At 40.0% G+C, this 15,073-nt stretch carries 16 protein-coding genes; 8 read left to right on the forward strand and 8 right to left on the reverse strand.

The genetic code is table 11. The annotated features are described in order from the left end of the window. The first annotated feature begins 3 nt into the window (after window positions 1-3). Together hemW and mtgA are read left to right on the forward strand one after the other, a co-directional pair. A complete protein-coding gene (gene hemW, locus ACST14_RS02685; RefSeq protein WP_459460293.1) occupies window positions 4-1,119 on the forward strand; it encodes a radical SAM family heme chaperone HemW in 1,116 nt (371 codons plus the stop codon). A 25-nt stretch (window positions 1,120-1,144) separates the two neighbouring features. Next, window positions 1,145-1,927: a monofunctional biosynthetic peptidoglycan transglycosylase gene (gene mtgA, locus ACST14_RS02690; RefSeq protein WP_459460295.1), complete on the forward strand. Its 783-nt coding sequence runs from the start codon at window positions 1,145-1,147 to the stop codon at window positions 1,925-1,927. Here mtgA and ACST14_RS02695 read toward each other — a convergent pair. Both ACST14_RS02695 and ACST14_RS02700 read right to left on the reverse strand, forming a co-directional pair. Then, window positions 1,919-2,236 carry an MGMT family protein gene (locus ACST14_RS02695; protein ID WP_459460297.1) on the reverse strand — a complete coding sequence of 106 codons (318 nt, stop codon included), beginning with the start codon at window positions 2,234-2,236 and terminating at the stop codon, window positions 1,919-1,921. The two genes, mtgA and ACST14_RS02695, sit on opposite strands and share 9 nt — an antisense overlap. After that, complete coding sequence (locus ACST14_RS02700; RefSeq protein ID WP_459460299.1) at window positions 2,236-2,808, reverse strand: DUF3109 family protein; 573 nt, start codon at window positions 2,806-2,808, stop codon at window positions 2,236-2,238. Before ACST14_RS02700 ends, ACST14_RS02695 begins: the two co-directional genes overlap by 1 nt. Before the next feature lie 58 nt (window positions 2,809-2,866). Between ACST14_RS02700 and ACST14_RS02705 the strand changes: the two genes are divergently transcribed. Continuing rightward, window positions 2,867-3,775: a lytic transglycosylase domain-containing protein gene (locus ACST14_RS02705; protein WP_459460301.1), complete on the forward strand. Its 909-nt coding sequence runs from the start codon at window positions 2,867-2,869 to the stop codon at window positions 3,773-3,775. Here ACST14_RS02705 and ACST14_RS02710 read toward each other — a convergent pair. Continuing rightward, the gene (locus ACST14_RS02710; protein ID WP_459460303.1) at window positions 3,752-4,390 is read right to left on the reverse strand and encodes an O-methyltransferase; all 639 of its coding nucleotides are present in this window, start codon (window positions 4,388-4,390) and stop codon (window positions 3,752-3,754) included. The genes ACST14_RS02705 and ACST14_RS02710 overlap by 24 nt on opposite strands. Continuing rightward, entirely contained in the window at window positions 4,391-5,161 is a 771-nt protein-coding gene (locus ACST14_RS02715) for a class I SAM-dependent methyltransferase (RefSeq protein ID WP_459460305.1), read from the reverse strand. A 90-nt stretch (window positions 5,162-5,251) separates the two neighbouring features. Here ACST14_RS02715 and rlmB point away from each other — a divergent pair, with 90 nt between their 5' ends. Next, window positions 5,252-6,046 (forward strand): 23S rRNA (guanosine(2251)-2'-O)-methyltransferase RlmB, encoded by a 795-nt coding sequence (gene rlmB / locus ACST14_RS02720; protein WP_459460307.1) that lies wholly within the window; start codon window positions 5,252-5,254, stop codon window positions 6,044-6,046. Here the strand turns inward: rlmB and ACST14_RS02725 are convergent. Continuing rightward, a complete protein-coding gene (locus tag ACST14_RS02725; RefSeq protein ID WP_459460309.1) occupies window positions 6,043-6,792 on the reverse strand; it encodes an SDR family NAD(P)-dependent oxidoreductase in 750 nt (249 codons plus the stop codon). The genes rlmB and ACST14_RS02725 overlap by 4 nt on opposite strands. An 83-nt stretch (window positions 6,793-6,875) precedes the next feature. Here ACST14_RS02725 and pth point away from each other — a divergent pair, with 83 nt between their 5' ends. Beyond that, window positions 6,876-7,436, forward strand: a complete 561-nt coding sequence (gene pth / locus ACST14_RS02730) for an aminoacyl-tRNA hydrolase (RefSeq protein WP_459460311.1) — start codon at window positions 6,876-6,878, stop codon at window positions 7,434-7,436. A 248-nt stretch (window positions 7,437-7,684) separates the two neighbouring features. Beyond that, window positions 7,685-8,143 (forward strand): hypothetical protein, encoded by a 459-nt coding sequence (locus ACST14_RS02735; RefSeq protein WP_459460313.1) that lies wholly within the window; start codon window positions 7,685-7,687, stop codon window positions 8,141-8,143. 229 nt (window positions 8,144-8,372) lie between these two features. Here the strand turns inward: ACST14_RS02735 and metG are convergent, their stop codons facing one another. Then, window positions 8,373-10,403 carry a methionine--tRNA ligase gene (metG, locus tag ACST14_RS02740; protein WP_459460315.1) on the reverse strand — a complete coding sequence of 677 codons (2,031 nt, stop codon included), beginning with the start codon at window positions 10,401-10,403 and terminating at the stop codon, window positions 8,373-8,375. A gap of 124 nt (window positions 10,404-10,527) precedes the next feature. On the opposite strand from metG, the gene rpsU reads away from it, so the two are divergent. Together rpsU and ACST14_RS02750 are read left to right on the forward strand one after the other, a co-directional pair. After that, window positions 10,528-10,722 (forward strand): 30S ribosomal protein S21, encoded by a 195-nt coding sequence (gene rpsU, locus ACST14_RS02745; protein WP_459460317.1) that lies wholly within the window; start codon window positions 10,528-10,530, stop codon window positions 10,720-10,722. Between the two features lie 40 nt (window positions 10,723-10,762). Then, window positions 10,763-11,629: a tyrosine-type recombinase/integrase gene (locus ACST14_RS02750; RefSeq protein WP_459460319.1), complete on the forward strand. Its 867-nt coding sequence runs from the start codon at window positions 10,763-10,765 to the stop codon at window positions 11,627-11,629. Here ACST14_RS02750 and ACST14_RS02755 read toward each other — a convergent pair. Both ACST14_RS02755 and thrA read right to left on the reverse strand, forming a co-directional pair. Continuing rightward, window positions 11,626-12,561 (reverse strand): homoserine kinase, encoded by a 936-nt coding sequence (locus ACST14_RS02755; protein ID WP_459460321.1) that lies wholly within the window; start codon window positions 12,559-12,561, stop codon window positions 11,626-11,628. The two genes, ACST14_RS02750 and ACST14_RS02755, sit on opposite strands and share 4 nt — an antisense overlap. A gap of 1 nt (window position 12,562) precedes the next feature. Continuing rightward, window positions 12,563-15,025, reverse strand: a complete 2,463-nt coding sequence (thrA, locus tag ACST14_RS02760; protein ID WP_459460323.1) for a bifunctional aspartate kinase/homoserine dehydrogenase I — start codon at window positions 15,023-15,025, stop codon at window positions 12,563-12,565. Between the last annotated feature and the right edge of the window lie 48 nt (window positions 15,026-15,073).

Raw genomic sequence — 15,073 nt, forward strand, 5'->3', positions numbered from 1 at the left:
TCGGTGCACCTCTACCTTCATATCCCCTTTTGTAGGCAAGCTTGTCATTATTGCGATTTTCATTTTTCGACGAATACCAGCCGAAAAGAGGAAATGGTTCAGGCCTTGTGTCGTGAAATAGCCGCTCAAAAAGACTATTTAGGAGGTGCTCCACTTAAAACAATCTATTTGGGCGGAGGAACCCCTTCCCTATTATCAGCCGCGGAATTAGATGCTATTTTTACCGCCATTCGTGCGTACCATAGCATTGTAGATGAGGCAGAAATTACGTTTGAAGCTAATCCAGAAGATTTAACCTTAAAATACTGCCAAATGATCGCCTCGCGCGGAATTAATCGGCTGAGCATTGGTATTCAATCTTTCCAAGAGAAAAACCTACGTTTGATGAATCGAAACCATAGCGCCGACGATTCGGTTCAAGCCATTAAAAATGCTCAAAATGCAGGCATACACAATATTAGTATCGATTTGATTTATGGAATTCCATCGAATTCTTCCGATGAATTACAAAGAGATTTAGACTTAGCCACCTCTTTCGGTGTTCCACATATCTCGGCTTATAGCTTGACAGTCGAACCTAAAACGGTTTTTAGCGTTCAAAAAAAGAAAGGTGATTTCGTGGAAATCCCCGAATCTGCCATGGCATCTGCCTTTCAACAGGTACGCGATTATTTAGAGGCAGCTGGCTACGAAGGCTACGAGACCTCTAATTTTGCTAAAGACGAACAATATTCTGTCCATAACACGAGTTATTGGCAGCAAGAACCCTACTTAGGTGTTGGCCCGTCAGCACACAGTTTCAACGGACATTCGAGACAATGGAACGTCTCCAATAATGCCAAATACATAACTTCAGGTAATTTTTTAGCGGAAAAAGAAGAACTAAGTCCAGCTGATCAACTGAATGAATATGTGATGGTTCGTTTACGTACTAAATGGGGAATTGACTTGTCATTTGTCCGCAGATCCTTTCAGCAACTAAATCAACCCTATCCAGAGAAAGAGTTTCAAAGCTGGATAAAGGATTCTTATGCACATCTAGTGGGCGAAAATTTAATTCTAAAAGGTGAAGGTAAATTAATAGCTGACCGATTAAGTAGTGATATTTTTGTGGTCTAAGGCCTTTTTGTAATTTTACACCACTATGGCAAAGCGCATCGAATATAGTAAGAAGACACCTACACCAGCAAGCGGGGGGAATAAGTTTGAACGCTTATCTAAAAAAAGTCCCCCAAAGCGCTCATGGCTTAAAAAGGTTGGATTCTTTTTTCTTTATCTGTGGATTTTTAGCCTCTTTTCGGTCGTATTCCTGAAATTTTTTCCGGTTTATTTCACTCCCACCATGGCATCGAGGAAAATAGATGCCTTGTTAGAGGGGAATCCATCGAAGATCTACAGCCAATGGTCATCGTACAAAGAATTAGATAAAAATGTAGCCATTGCCGTCATTGCCTCAGAAGACCAAGCTTTTCCTGATCACAATGGATTTGATTTTGATGCGATGTATGGTGCGGTGAAGCACAATATGAAAGGAAAGAAAATTAGAGGAGCCAGCACTATTTCTCAACAAGTGGCTAAGAATGTCTTTCTTTGGCAAGATAGAAGTTATATCCGCAAAGGATTAGAAGTCTATTTTACCTTCTTGATTGAATTGATTTGGGGAAAAGAGCGAATCCTAGAGGTCTATTTAAATGTAGCAGAAACTGGACCTATGACCTTCGGAGCAGAAGCTGCTTGTAGGCGTTATTATGGGCATAGTGGAGCTGAAATAAGTACATCAGAAGCAGCCAGAATTGCAGCCGTCTTACCTAGTCCTAATCGATTCTCCATCGAACATCCGTCTGCTTATGTACGCAAACGCACATCAGCGATTCAACGACAAATGAGAGGTTTAGGTGGTAAAAACTATTTAAAACAACTAAAGTAATTCAACAGCTGGATCCCAAAAGTGATTTCTGAAATCCTGAATTTGATCGTCTTTAATGGTCAATCCTTCGGCTTCTAATAATTCTTGCATCCGATTCCCGCCAAAAAAGTTCTTCCCAGTCAAGACGCCATTTCTATTCACCACTCGGTGCGCAGGAATCGAGGCCTGACCGTGGGAGGCATTCATCGCCCAACCCACTAACCTTGCTCCGCCTTTTGAACCTAAATAGCCTGCAATAGCCCCATAAGAACTGACTCGTCCTACAGGAATCAGGGAAACTACCTGGTATATTGCCTCAAAATCTGCCATTATTCTTCCTTTCGCTCCTCGATCTCTTGACACAATTCGCCGTACCATTTTTCGCCAAATTTTCGAATCAATGGCTCTTTCAAGAATACATAAATAGGAACTCCTAAAGACGATCCATTAGAACAAGCGTCAGAACAGATGGACCAACGATCGTAATTCAAAGCCGTATAATCGGCTAATTTAGCCAGGCGAATCGGATATAAATGACAGGAAATAGGTTTTCTGAAATCAGTTTTACCCGCAAAATAGGCTTGTTCGATTCCACACTTCAAATGTCCTTTTTCATCGTATAAAGCATAAGCGCACTCTCGTCCTTCAATCACCGGAGTGGAAAAATCTCCATCATCATCCTTCACCCAAGCGCCCATTTTTTCTATTTCTTTCAGACCTACCTCAGATAAAAAAGGCTTAATTTCCTCTTGGATTCGCTCCAAAATCTCTAATTCCTCTTCCTCCAAGGGTGCTCCTAAATCCCCTTCCACACAACAGGCACCTTTACATTTGGCTAGATCACAAACAAAAAATTCGTCTGCAATGTCTGAGGAGATTACGGTATCATCAATTAAAATCATCTGCTTATTTTTGAACCACAAAGGTACAGATTATAGTTTATATAGGTAATTTTACATTATGAAATCCATTTGGATACTTTTATTCTGTTTACCCGTTTTTGCGAAAACATCCTTTCCAGACTCTTTACTGATAGGGAATGTAAAAGTATTCATACACCCTTCCGCTAAATCCATTTTAGATTCAGAACAAAAGCGATTAGGAAGTAACAAAAGATTCGTAGAGGGAATGAAAGAGAAAATGCGCTTCTACTTCCCTGTAATGGAGCCTTTATTGCAATCTGCTGGGATTCCCAACGAATTCAAATACCTTTCTGTACAAGAAAGTGGACTAAATCCCATAGCCGTTTCAAGCTCGCAAGCGGTAGGCTATTGGCAATTTAAATCAGGTACTGCTACTGATGTAGGAATGAAAGTAAATGCTAACGTAGACGAACGCAAACATATTATTGAGTCCACAAAGGGAGCTGCGAACTACTTCACACGTAATAACCGCGTATTAAATAACTGGATAGGTACGCTTCTCTCCTACCGGGTCGGTTTAGGAACGGCTAAGAAAACAGCTTATGTGATGGATTGGGTAGGAAAATCGGACATTCAAGTAGACTCAACCACAGATTGGTATGTGCTTCGTTTTTTAGCTTACCAAAAATTCTGGGCAGACGAATTTAAAAAAGACGATTCTTTAGGCATAAAACCTTTGAACCAAGCAGAATTAATTTGTTATGATAATTCCTGCGGTAAAAACCTCTATCAGATTGCGGATGAGTTGAATGTCAGTTACGACGATTTGAAGAAATTTAATCCTTGGATTTTGAATGATTATATACCGGATGACAAGAATTACATTTTATATCATCCCTCGAACGTCATATTCTTTGATAATTCACTTTTAATTCCGGAGATTATTCAGACGGAGGATTTTTTAATGCCCCCTAAAAAGAAATTAGCGAACCCGCAAAAGGAATAAACCATCGCGAATAGGTAATAATAAGGGCTCTACTCGGGAATCATGAGCGACTTTTGTATTAAAATCACGTAAGGCCTCAGTTGATTTATCTTTCGCAGCCACATCAATAATTTTACCACTCCATAACACATTATCTACCAAAATTAGCCCACCAGGCTTCATTTTATCTATTACTAGATCAAAATAAAGGGCATAATTACGCTTATCTGCATCGATAAATACAAGGTCAATAGGACCAGCGATAGAAGGTATTTCTAGTGCTGCATCCGCAATGCGGTAATCTATTTGCGACTTAAAGTCTGAACGATTAAAAAAGGAACGTGTAAAGCTTTCTAATTCCTCATTCACATCGATCGTAATTAACCGACCACCCTCTTGTAAGCCTTCCGCTAAACAAAGCGCAGAATAACCTGTGTAAGTGCCGATTTCGAGGATTAGTGAGGGTTGGTAGACTTTGGCAATAAAAGACAAAAAACGACCTTGTAAATGGCCTGAGAGCATACGTGGCTGCAATACCATCGCGTGTGTCTCCCGAACCAATTCCTTCAGCAGGTCATTTTCAGGTTCAGAATGCAAACGAGCATATTCCTCAATACCTTCGTCGATGAATTCCATTTATTTAATACCCGTGTAAAAGAAGTCCAAAGAATTATCCGGATCCTGACTCAAGAAATAGTCATCCACCTGGATCGAGCTAACAAGTGAATTATTCGATTTAGACATCGATAAACGACTCATGCGGTTAGCTATATCGTAAGGAACTTGCAACCAAGTACGAGGTAATTTGTATTGTAAATTGAAAATATCAAAACGGGTGATTTTCTTGACTGCCACCTTATTCTCTTCGTAATAATCCATCACTTTTTGATTTCCATGAACCCCTTCCGTAATTACTTCTGAGAAGTGCTTTTTCATCAAATCACGTAATTCAGGTGCCAAATACTCTCTGACGTGCCACGGATTGCGTGTTAAGGAGAACTTTTTATTCACTGTCGTTAAATACAATTTTCCACCCGGCTTTAATACTCGGGCCGCTTCAGCTAAGAAAAAATCATCATTTTCAATGTGCTCGATTACTTGAAAAGTAACCACATAATCAAAGTGATTTGAAGGCAGATCCTGTAATGGGGGCAAAAACATATCGATAAACTTGAATTTCGGATACGTCTTTGATAGACTTTCCATCAATTCTGTATTCTTATCGACACCTGTATATTCACTTATTGCATCTGCTAACACAGCTACACCACGTCCTGTGCCACATCCAATCTCTAATAAATTACCTGAAAGCAATTTGCTAACGTGGATATAGGGATACAATAAACGCTGATGAACGGGATTGTCTGATGGAATATCAGAGGACGCAATTTCGGTAGTTTTATACATTCTAAAAGGATTAAGAGACAAAGGTAAGGAATTATCTAGCTGAAATGTTAAAAAAAATGCCGACCTTCGTGCAAAATTTCAAGCAAAGACGTGTCAGAAGAAAACGAATCAAGACCCCCATTTAAGCGACCATTTAGGCATTTTACAGCGCCCGTAACAGACAATAAAGAGTTTGTATTTGGGGTGCAATCTGTTCTAGAAACCCTTCGTTCTGGAAAGGAGATTGATCGTTTATTAGTTCAAAGAGAACTGGGAAACACGGAAATCCTTGATTTAGCAAAAGAAAAAGGCATACAGGTCCAAAAGGTACCTTTGGAGAAATTAAATCGCATCACGCGTAAAAATCACCAAGGGGCTATCGCCTTCGTTTCTGCTATTCATTATGCGAAACTAGAAAATGTCATCGCAGACACATTTGAAAAAGGGGAAATTCCATTCATTTTGATCTTAGACCGTATTACGGACGTTAGAAACTTTGGCGCTATCGCTCGTACGGCGGAATGTGCTGGTGTTCACGCGATTGTTTTACCTTCTCGCGGTGCCGCTCAAATCAATGCGGATGCCATGAAGACCTCTTCAGGAGCTTTGAACTTTATTCCGGTTTGTAAAGAAGATAGCCTTATTCAGACCATCGATTTCTTACAAAACTCGGGTTTACGTGTGGTGGCTTGTACGGAAAAAGCAAAGAGTTCTATTTACGAAATCGACTACAAAGACCCTATTGCGATTATTATGGGATCTGAGGAAGATGGAATCACCGACGAAATCATCCGCAAATCAGATGAAATCGCAAAAATTCCTCAAACAGGTCAGGTAGGATCTTTAAATGTTTCTGTAGCAGCGGGTGTCATTATTTTTGAGACCGTTCGCCAGCGCTCCATTTAATTTTTACGAAGAATTTGGAAGGCTGAAGCTTGCGCTTTGGGCAAAATAGTCACGTCTGCTATATTCACATGAGCTGGCGCTACAACGATATAGCGAATTAAATCTGCCACATCTTCGGCCACTAAAGGTTCGTATCCAGCATAAACAGAGGCCGCTTTCGCCGAATCACCCTTGAAGCGTACGTCAGAAAACTCGGTGCTTACCGCACCCGGAGCTACATTAGATACTTTAATGCCAAATGGATTTAAATCTTGGCGCATGCCAGCAGATAAAGCTTCCACAGCGGCCTTAGAGGCACAATAGACATTCCCATTCGGATACGTTTGCTTACCCGCAATGGAAGAAAGATTAATGATATGACCTGATTCACGAGCTACCATTCCCTTCATCACCTCTTTCGATACATATAATAAACCAGTCACATTAGAGGACATCATCGCCTCCCAATCAGCCACGTCTCCATCTTGAATAGCGGACATTCCATGAGCGTTTCCGGCATTATTTATCAAGACATCGATATTTTTCCAATCAGCTGACAAAGAATCGAAAGCCGAAATAACCGATTTTTGGTCCGCCACATCAAAGAGTAAAATAATGGATTCAACCTTTAAATTAGCTTGCAATTCTTCTAAACGTTCTTTTCTACGACCACAAAGAATCAAACGAAATCCTTCTTTTGCTAAAGATTGAGCAGTGGCGCGGCCGATTCCGGAACTCGCACCTGTGATGCAGGCTATTTTATTCATACGATTAATTTTATACGAAGGTAAGCGCAAAGAGGTGTTCTAAAAAATTTGAACGTAATTTGTAAAAAATATCGTTTAACCGCATGAACTTTTTAATCGTTGGACTGGGCAACATAGGCCCACAATATTTATTTACTCGACATAACATCGGTTTTATGGCGGTAGATTATTTAGCCAAACAAAAAGATCTCTCCTTTAAAATCGATCGACTAGCTTCTGTAAGCTCCTATAAATTAAAAGGACATACCATTTATTTAATCAAACCGACCACCTTTATGAACCTAAGTGGAAAGGCGGTTAATTATTGGATGTCCTATTATAAAATTGAAAAGGAAAATATTTTAGTCCTAGTAGATGATTTAGCTCTCCCCTTCGAGACCTTGCGATTAAAGCCAAAAGGTTCATCTGGCGGACATAATGGTTTGAAAAGTATCGAAGAAGTTCTGGGGGGATCTGAATACCCTCGTTTGCGGATGGGAATTGGGAGTGATTTTCCCAAAGGTCGACAATCGGATTATGTCTTAAGTAACTTTCCGGAGGCAGAATTAGAGGCGATTCCCTTCATTTTGGACAAAACCACGGAGATCATAGAAACATTCTGCTCTGAAGGCCTTACCAAAACAATGAACAAATACAACCAATGATTGTATTATTTAAAGAATATTTGAATTTTTCCGTAATTTCAGAATAAGAATTATTCAAATGTATTAAAATAATTAGCCAAATATTATTTTGTATATATTCGATAAATATGTATTTTATTCTTAAATAAGACCTTAAATCCGAATAAATGAAAAATTAAACACTAAAATAGACTAAAATAAAGTTTTGTCATATTAAAAAAATGCAATAAATTTGTATTGTTGATTTAGATAATAAATATAACAAAAATATGAAGAAGACATTATTATTAGCTAGTTGTTTAATTGGATTAAACCTAGTTGCGGTAGCAGGAGAAAACGCACGTTCATTTAATCGTTCAAACGATTTATCAGTACAATCAGAAACATTATCAGAAGTGATCACCTCGTTGATTCGCAAGGACGCTCAAGTAAAGAGCGCAAGCGCAGCGAGTTTGACAATATCGATTTTAGAAGATTTTCAAAATAACAAAACACAATACTTAAAAGTATCTGAAACAGAAAAAGTGGTTTTTAACCAAACCATCAAAACTATATCTGAGCAAGGACAAAATTTTTCAGATATAACTACGTTAAACTGGATCAAGGAAATTAATCAAGCAGCTAAGAAGATCAACATTGTTTGGTCCATTGTGAACACAGAGCCCGTTATCGACATTAATTTCGATAATAGTTCTGAACAACCAGAGCACTTGATTGTGATGTTATAAATTAGATTGTTAGTAGTTTTCATAGTTAAATAGGTTTAGAGGTAATCAGAAAAGGTGAAGTTTTTAACTTCACCTTTTTTATTTTTTTTGCACTAAACTCATAAAATATGGAGAAAAGCATTATATTTGTATAAATTTTCATAGTTAAATAGGTTTAGAGGTTAAACAAATAAGGCCAGAAGTTTCTTCTGACCTTATTTTTATTTTATACCTATCCTGCTCTAGGGGCCTAATTAACGGTTCCTCCATTCCAAATTTTCTTATTCGGTTGCACTAAGGCGAGACTTCCATCAGCATCTTCTGCCAGCAGAATCATTCCTTCGCTATCGATTCCCATCATTTTACGTGGAGCCAGATTAGCTAAAAAAGTCACCTGTTTGCCTAAAAGATCCTCCGGTGCAAAATGCTCAGCAATTCCACTCAGAATGGTTCGAGTCACAAAACCATCATTCACCTGAAGCTTCAATAGCTTCTTACTCTTCTCCATCTTCTCTGCTGATATGATTTCACCAATGCGAATATCCATTTTGGCAAAATCATCAAAGGCAATAGTCTCTTTCAAGGCTGGTACCAATTTCGATGCTAAATCCATCTGTGTTTTTGTTTGAACTAATTTATCTACTTGTTTTTGTACGGCCTCATCCTCGATTTTCTCAAATAATAAACCTGGATTCTGCAAAGCAGTTCCTGCTGCAATAACTTCAAAATCACCTAAACTCGACCACTCAAAACTAGTCATTCCTAGAGCAGAGCGTAATTTTTGAGCACTAAACGGAATAAATGGCTCTAAAGCAATACTCGCTTGTGCCACTAATTGAACGGCATAATTCAAAACCGTTCCCGCCTTAGCCGGATCTTCCTTCATTATTTTCCAAGGCTCAGCTTCCGCTAAATACTTATTACCCAATCGGGCAATTTCCATGGCTAAAACAAGCGCATCACGGAATTTATAATTTTCTAATGCTGCCTCTAATTTTGCCGGAATTTCTGCCATAGCAGCTATTAAATCAGCTTCCAAACCAGTTCCATCGCCTTTAGGTGGCACCACTGAATTAAAGTTCTTATCAATTAAAACAAAGGCCCGATTCACGAAATTGCCTAAAATAGCGACTAATTCAGAGTTGTTTTTGGTCTGAAAATCAGCCCACGTAAAATCCGCATCCTTCGTTTCTGGACTCGATGCCGTCAATGAATAGCGTAAAACGTCCTGCTTCCCTGGAAAATCCACTAAATATTCATGCAACCAAACCGCCCAATTGCGCGATGTGGAAATCTTATCCCCTTCCAGGTTCATAAACTCATTCGCCGGCACCTGATCAGCTAATTGATAGCCACCATGCGCCATACACATGGCTGGGAAAATCAAACAATGGAAGACAATATTATCTTTTCCAATGAAATGCACAATGCGGCTATCCTTTGCTTTCCAGTAAGTTTCCCATTCCGGCGTTAATTGCTTCGTCATGGACACATATCCTATGGGAGCATCAAACCACACATAAAGCACTTTTCCCTCCGTATCGGGCAAAGGAATGGGCACACCCCAGTTCAAATCACGTGTCATAGCACGCGGTTTCAAACCTTCTTGCAACCAAGACTTTACCTGACCTGTCACATTCGATTTCCATTCCGGATGTGAGGCAATGTATTTTTCTAATTCAGGCTGCCATTTATCTAAGGGCAAAAACCAGTTTTTGGTAGGCCTCAAAACAGGCTGAGAGCCACTCAAGGCCGACTTAGGATTCAATAATTCCGTAGGAGAAAGCGTCGTTCCACATTTTTCACACTGATCACCATAAGCTCCAGCTTGCTTACAAGATGGGCAATCACCCGTAATGTAGCGGTCGGCTAAGAATTGTTTGGCCTCTTCATCGTAGAATTGTTCCGTTACCTCCTCTATGAATTTACCTTCCTTGTACAATTTCAAAAAGAAATCTTGGGAGACCTCGTGATGTATAGGATCTGAAGTCCGACCATATATATCAAAGGAAATCCCAAATTGCTCAAAGGATTCCTTGATTTCTGTATAGTAAAAATCAACCACTTGCTGAGGTGTTTTTCCCTCTTTAGCTGCTTTGATCGTAATAGGAACCCCATGTTCATCTGTGCCAGACACAAAAATCACATCCTTTTTTTGTAGGCGTAAAAAGCGAACGTAAATATCTGCTGGCAAGTAACAACCTGCTAAATGACCAATGTGTATGGGTCCGTTCGCATAAATTAACGCTGCTGTAACTGTTGTCCGTGAAAAGTCTGACATAAAATTCTTTAAATGAAAGAACAAAAATAGGCAAAAACATTCATTGAAATAATCGATTCACCTATTGCGCATCAAAAAAATATGATTATCTTTGCACACAATTTAAAAAAACAGACAAAAGAAAATGTTAATTATTTCAATAAAAGAGAACAAATCAATTGATAAAGCTTTAAAGCGCTTTAAGAAGAAATTTGAAAAAACAGGTGTAGTTAAAGAACTACGTAGAAGATCTGCTTTCGAAAAACCTTCTATAGGTCGTCGTAAAGAAATGATTCGTGCTGCTTATAAGCAGATCACTTACGGAAATATTAATAACTAATTTCCTATAAATTCTTTAAAGGAATTGACTAATTTCGATCATGAATCGTGAATTAGTCAATTTTTTTTTGGACCACCTGTCCATAGAAAGGCGCCTCAGCCCGCACACGATTACTTCCTATTCTACTGACTTAGAGCAATTTATAGCTTTTATTGAACCGCAAACGCTACTAGAAGTCCAAGCTATAGATGTACGCAAGTGGCTCATTAGTCTATCAGATGACACCATTCAAAACCGAAGCATTAACCGCAAATTAGCGACCTTACGCACCTTTTATAAGTACTTAGCAAGAAGTGGAAAAATGGCTGAAAATCCCATGACATCCATCCGAATGGTGAAAACCACGAAGAAATTGCCGCACTTTGTACGGGAATCTGAGATGGAAAATCTAATGGAGAACAGAAAAATAGCCACTAATTTCAGCGAAGCAAGGGATGAACTTATCCTATTTTTACTGTATGGCACAGGAATTCGACTGGCGGAATTAATCTCCTTACAGAATAATGCCGTAAATCTAGCGGCTAAAACCATTCGTGTAATCGGAAAAAGAAACAAGGAACGAGTTATTCCAATTCCCCAACTTTTAATCGAGCTAATCCAGGCTTATCGGAGCTTCTGCACTATCGAAAACTCCCATTTATTACTCACAGACAAAGGGGAGCCCTTATATCCTATGTTCGTACAACGATTAGTTAAAAAAAATCTAGGGGAGTTCAGTCAATTAGAAAAGCTATCGCCACACGTATTGCGACATACCTATGCTACGCATCTTTTGAATAGAGGGGCTGATTTAAATGCCATCAAGGAATTATTAGGCCATGCTAATCTAGCGGCGACGCAAGTTTATACCCATAATTCGATGGAGAAAATGAAGGCGATTTACCTTCAAGCGCATCCTAAAGCCTAATCAGCTAAAACTACTGGGCCTTTTTGATTGATTTGTGAGACATATTGCTCCGAACCGATACCCAAGGCTGCGAATTCCGCAGCCATCGCCTGAGCTACTTTTTTTGCGGTTTCTTCCCCTTTAGACAAAGCAAATAGCGATGGACCCGAGCCAGAAATCGAGCAACCTAACGCTCCATTCGCAATCGCCGCTGCTTTTACTTCCGAAAAACCAGGAATTAATATGGCGCGAGACGGCTCGATAATCACATCCACGAGGGAACGCCCAATTAAGTCGTAATCAGGCAATAAGAGGCCGGCTACGAGCCCTGCTACGTTCCCCATTTGGGTGATGGTGGTTGATAAAGAAATCTCTTTATCTAAAATTCCACGGGCATCTTTCGTATTCACCTCGATTTGGGGGTGAACGATACTCGCGTATAAATCTGCCGGAACGGGTACTTGAATGATATCTATAGGATCGTAGGAACGAATAATAATAAAGCCGCCTAATAGCGATGGACCTACGTTGTCCGCATGCGCGGAGCCGCAGGCGACGCGCTCGCCTTCCATCGCGAAGGGCAAGAGGTCCTTTGTGTATAGCGGGCGGCCCATTAATTCATTTGCCGCAAAAACGCCCGCTACGGCGGATGCCGCAGAGGAACCTAAACCAGATCCTAAAGGCATATCCTTGTGCAAGGAAAGCTCGAAACCCTGGTCTTCACGACCGATGAAAGCTAAGTATTTTTGGATGGCGATACCCGCGGTATTTTTCTCTACAGCCTTTGGCAAACGTCCACCATCCCCTGTAATTTCTTTAATGATAATCCCAGGTGTAGACTTCTTTTCTAACACGACCTCATCACCTGGATGATTCACAGCAAAACCAAAAATATCAAATCCGCAAGCCACATTCGCTACCGTTGCAGGCGCATATACACGTATCTTTTCCATATTATGCGAGATGACTACCGATGGATACAATATCTGCAAAAACACCTGATGCGGTCACTTCTGCACCCGCTCCAGGCCCCTTAATAACTAAAGGACGATCGCGGTAACGCATGGTTGTGAAGGCGATTACGTTATCTGCCCCATCCATTTGGTAGAAGGGATGAGTGGGGCCTACTGAACGTAAACCAATGGTAATTTTTTGATCTTCTAAACAAGCGATATACCGTAAAACTTCTCCTTTCGAAGCTGCCTCATTCACTAATGTCTCGAAGAAATCATTCGCTTTATCTATCTCCTCGAAGAAGGCGTCTACCGAAGGAGCTGCCTCACAAGCGGGAGGAATAATTTTTTCAATCGTTATATCTGAAAACTCTAATTTCAATCCGATTTCGCGGCTTAAAATCAAAATTTTTCGTGCCACATCCATCCCACTTAAATCTTCCCGCGGATCTGGCTCGGTATATCCTTTTTGTTTGGCAATTCTTAATACCTCTCCAAACGATTTCCCTGGCTTAAATTGATTAAACAAGAAAGATAAAGTTCCCGAAAGAATCCCTTCAATTTTCTCAAAACGATCACCTGAAGCGATCAAACCTTGCAAGGTATTAATGACCGGCAAACCCGCTCCTACATTCGTCTCATACAAGAACTTAACTCCCTTAGCTAAAGCTGTTTGATGTAATTGCGCATATAGGTCATAAGGACCCGAATTCGCTACTTTATTAGGAGTGACTACCGAAATATTCGATTGAAACAAGCTTAAATAATTGGTATATATCTCTTTACTCGCCGTGCAATCTGCAAAGATGGAATTAGGCAAGTTTAAGGTTTTAATGGTGTCAATAAATTGAGCTAAATCAGTGGGCTCCCCCACCTGATCTAGTAAGGTTAACGCTTTTTTAAGTTCAATACCTTCCTCCTGAATTAACTGCTTGCGACTATTCGCGATCCCTGTTAATCGGATGCGGACCCCTTTGTATTTGGCCAAATAATGTTCCTGACCAATAATTTGTTTCAATAAAGTCTTTCCAATCAAGCCCGCTCCTACTAAAAAGAGGTTCAATGTTTTGATTTGGGAAAAGAAAAAAGTCTCATGAATCACATTTAAGGCCTTCGAGAGGTCTTTATGTTCAATTACGACCGATATATTCAGCTCTGACGACCCTTGCGCCGTAGCCACAATATTAATCCCGTTTTTTCCCAAAGAAGAGAATAATTTTCCACTCACACCGGTATGCTTGCGCATCCCCTCACCCACAACCGCAATCACAGAAAGATTCTTTTGAATATCGATTCCCTCAATATCTCCCGAGGCCATTTCAGCTGCAAATTCTTTTGCTAACACCTTATTTACCTTATCAGACACCGCTGGATCAATCGCAAAACAGATGCTATGCTCAGAAGAAGCCTGTGAAATCAAGACAACTGATATTTTTTCGCGCGCTAAAACCGTAAATAATTTCGCAGAAACCCCCGCCACTCCGATCATTCCCGAACCCTGTAAATTAACTAAGGCTAATTGATCGATGGATGAAATTCCCGTAATAATATAAGGACTTCCCGTAGGTTCTTTGCTCACAACCGTTCCCTTAAAACCGGCATTAAAGGTATTTAACACCCGAATAGGGATAGTTGCAGCAAAAGCTGGTTGTAAAGACGGAGGATAAATAACTTTAGCTCCGAAATGGGTTAATTCCATCGCTTCCGCATAGGAAATCGAGGGAATAGTAAAGGCAGATTTCACTTTGCGCGGATCTGCGGTCATCATTCCGTCCACATCCGTCCAAATTTCAATTTCCTTCACCCCTAAAGCTGCACCTAAAACAGAGGCCGTATAATCAGAACCCCCTCGACCTAAAGTCGTCGTTTCCCCTTTCGAGTTAGAGGCAATAAATCCTGTAACTAAGCCTATTTTTCCTTTATTTGCTTCAAAATAAGCTGAAATCAAAGGATTAGTCACCAAAAAATCAACTTCCGAATGACTAAAGGCACTATTTGTTTTAATAATCTCCCGAGCATCTACATACACCACAGGAAGCCCCTTTTGATGTAAAATAGCATACACTAAATAGGTGGATAATCGCTCACCAAAACTAACCAACAGGTCTGATGTCTTAGGAGAAATCTCCTTTATTAAATTAATTCCCTTTAATACATCCCGCAATTCATTCACCAAGGTGCGCACATGTGCAATCACTTGACTTTGACCTGTTACTGGAATAAAGTGCTTAATTATATCAAAATGACGTGTTTCTATCGTCTCTATCAACGTATTGATGGTACTTTTCGGCTGAGCCGCAAGGGTTCCCGCTTCCAACAATTGATTGGTCACACCGCCCATGGCAGAAAAGACAACAGCAAATTCTGAGGAGGATTTCCAGTTTGACTCTATAATAGCCAAAACGGATTGAATGCTTTCGATGCTTCCACAACTTGTCCCACCGAATTTTAGGATTTTTTCCATTAATAAAGAAAACAAAATGATTCTCAACTCTACAAACAGCTGAGATAT

The organism is Aquirufa sp. A-Brett2-15D, from assembly GCF_054558735.1.

Bases quoted from the DNA above. Each gene is read 5' to 3' on its own strand.
- mtgA (WP_459460295.1), top strand. From the start codon at position 1,145: ATGGCAAAGCGCATCGAATATAGTAAGAAGACACCTACACCAGCAAGC.
- ACST14_RS02695 (WP_459460297.1), bottom strand. From the start codon at position 2,236: ATGGCAGATTTTGAGGCAATATACCAGGTAGTTTCCCTGATTCCTGTA.
- ACST14_RS02700 (WP_459460299.1), bottom strand. From the start codon at position 2,808: ATGATTTTAATTGATGATACCGTAATCTCCTCAGACATTGCAGACGAA.
- ACST14_RS02705 (WP_459460301.1), top strand. From the start codon at position 2,867: ATGAAATCCATTTGGATACTTTTATTCTGTTTACCCGTTTTTGCGAAA.
- ACST14_RS02710 (WP_459460303.1), bottom strand. From the start codon at position 4,390: ATGGAATTCATCGACGAAGGTATTGAGGAATATGCTCGTTTGCATTCT.
- ACST14_RS02715 (WP_459460305.1), bottom strand. From the start codon at position 5,161: ATGTATAAAACTACCGAAATTGCGTCCTCTGATATTCCATCAGACAAT.
- ACST14_RS02725 (WP_459460309.1), bottom strand. From the start codon at position 6,792: ATGAATAAAATAGCCTGCATCACAGGTGCGAGTTCCGGAATCGGCCGC.
- pth (WP_459460311.1), top strand. From the start codon at position 6,876: ATGAACTTTTTAATCGTTGGACTGGGCAACATAGGCCCACAATATTTA.
- ACST14_RS02735 (WP_459460313.1), top strand. From the start codon at position 7,685: ATGAAGAAGACATTATTATTAGCTAGTTGTTTAATTGGATTAAACCTA.
- metG (WP_459460315.1), bottom strand. From the start codon at position 10,403: ATGTCAGACTTTTCACGGACAACAGTTACAGCAGCGTTAATTTATGCG.
- rpsU (WP_459460317.1), top strand. From the start codon at position 10,528: ATGTTAATTATTTCAATAAAAGAGAACAAATCAATTGATAAAGCTTTA.
- ACST14_RS02750 (WP_459460319.1), top strand. From the start codon at position 10,763: ATGAATCGTGAATTAGTCAATTTTTTTTTGGACCACCTGTCCATAGAA.
- ACST14_RS02755 (WP_459460321.1), bottom strand. From the start codon at position 12,561: ATGGAAAAGATACGTGTATATGCGCCTGCAACGGTAGCGAATGTGGCT.
- thrA (WP_459460323.1), bottom strand. From the start codon at position 15,025: ATGGAAAAAATCCTAAAATTCGGTGGGACAAGTTGTGGAAGCATCGAA.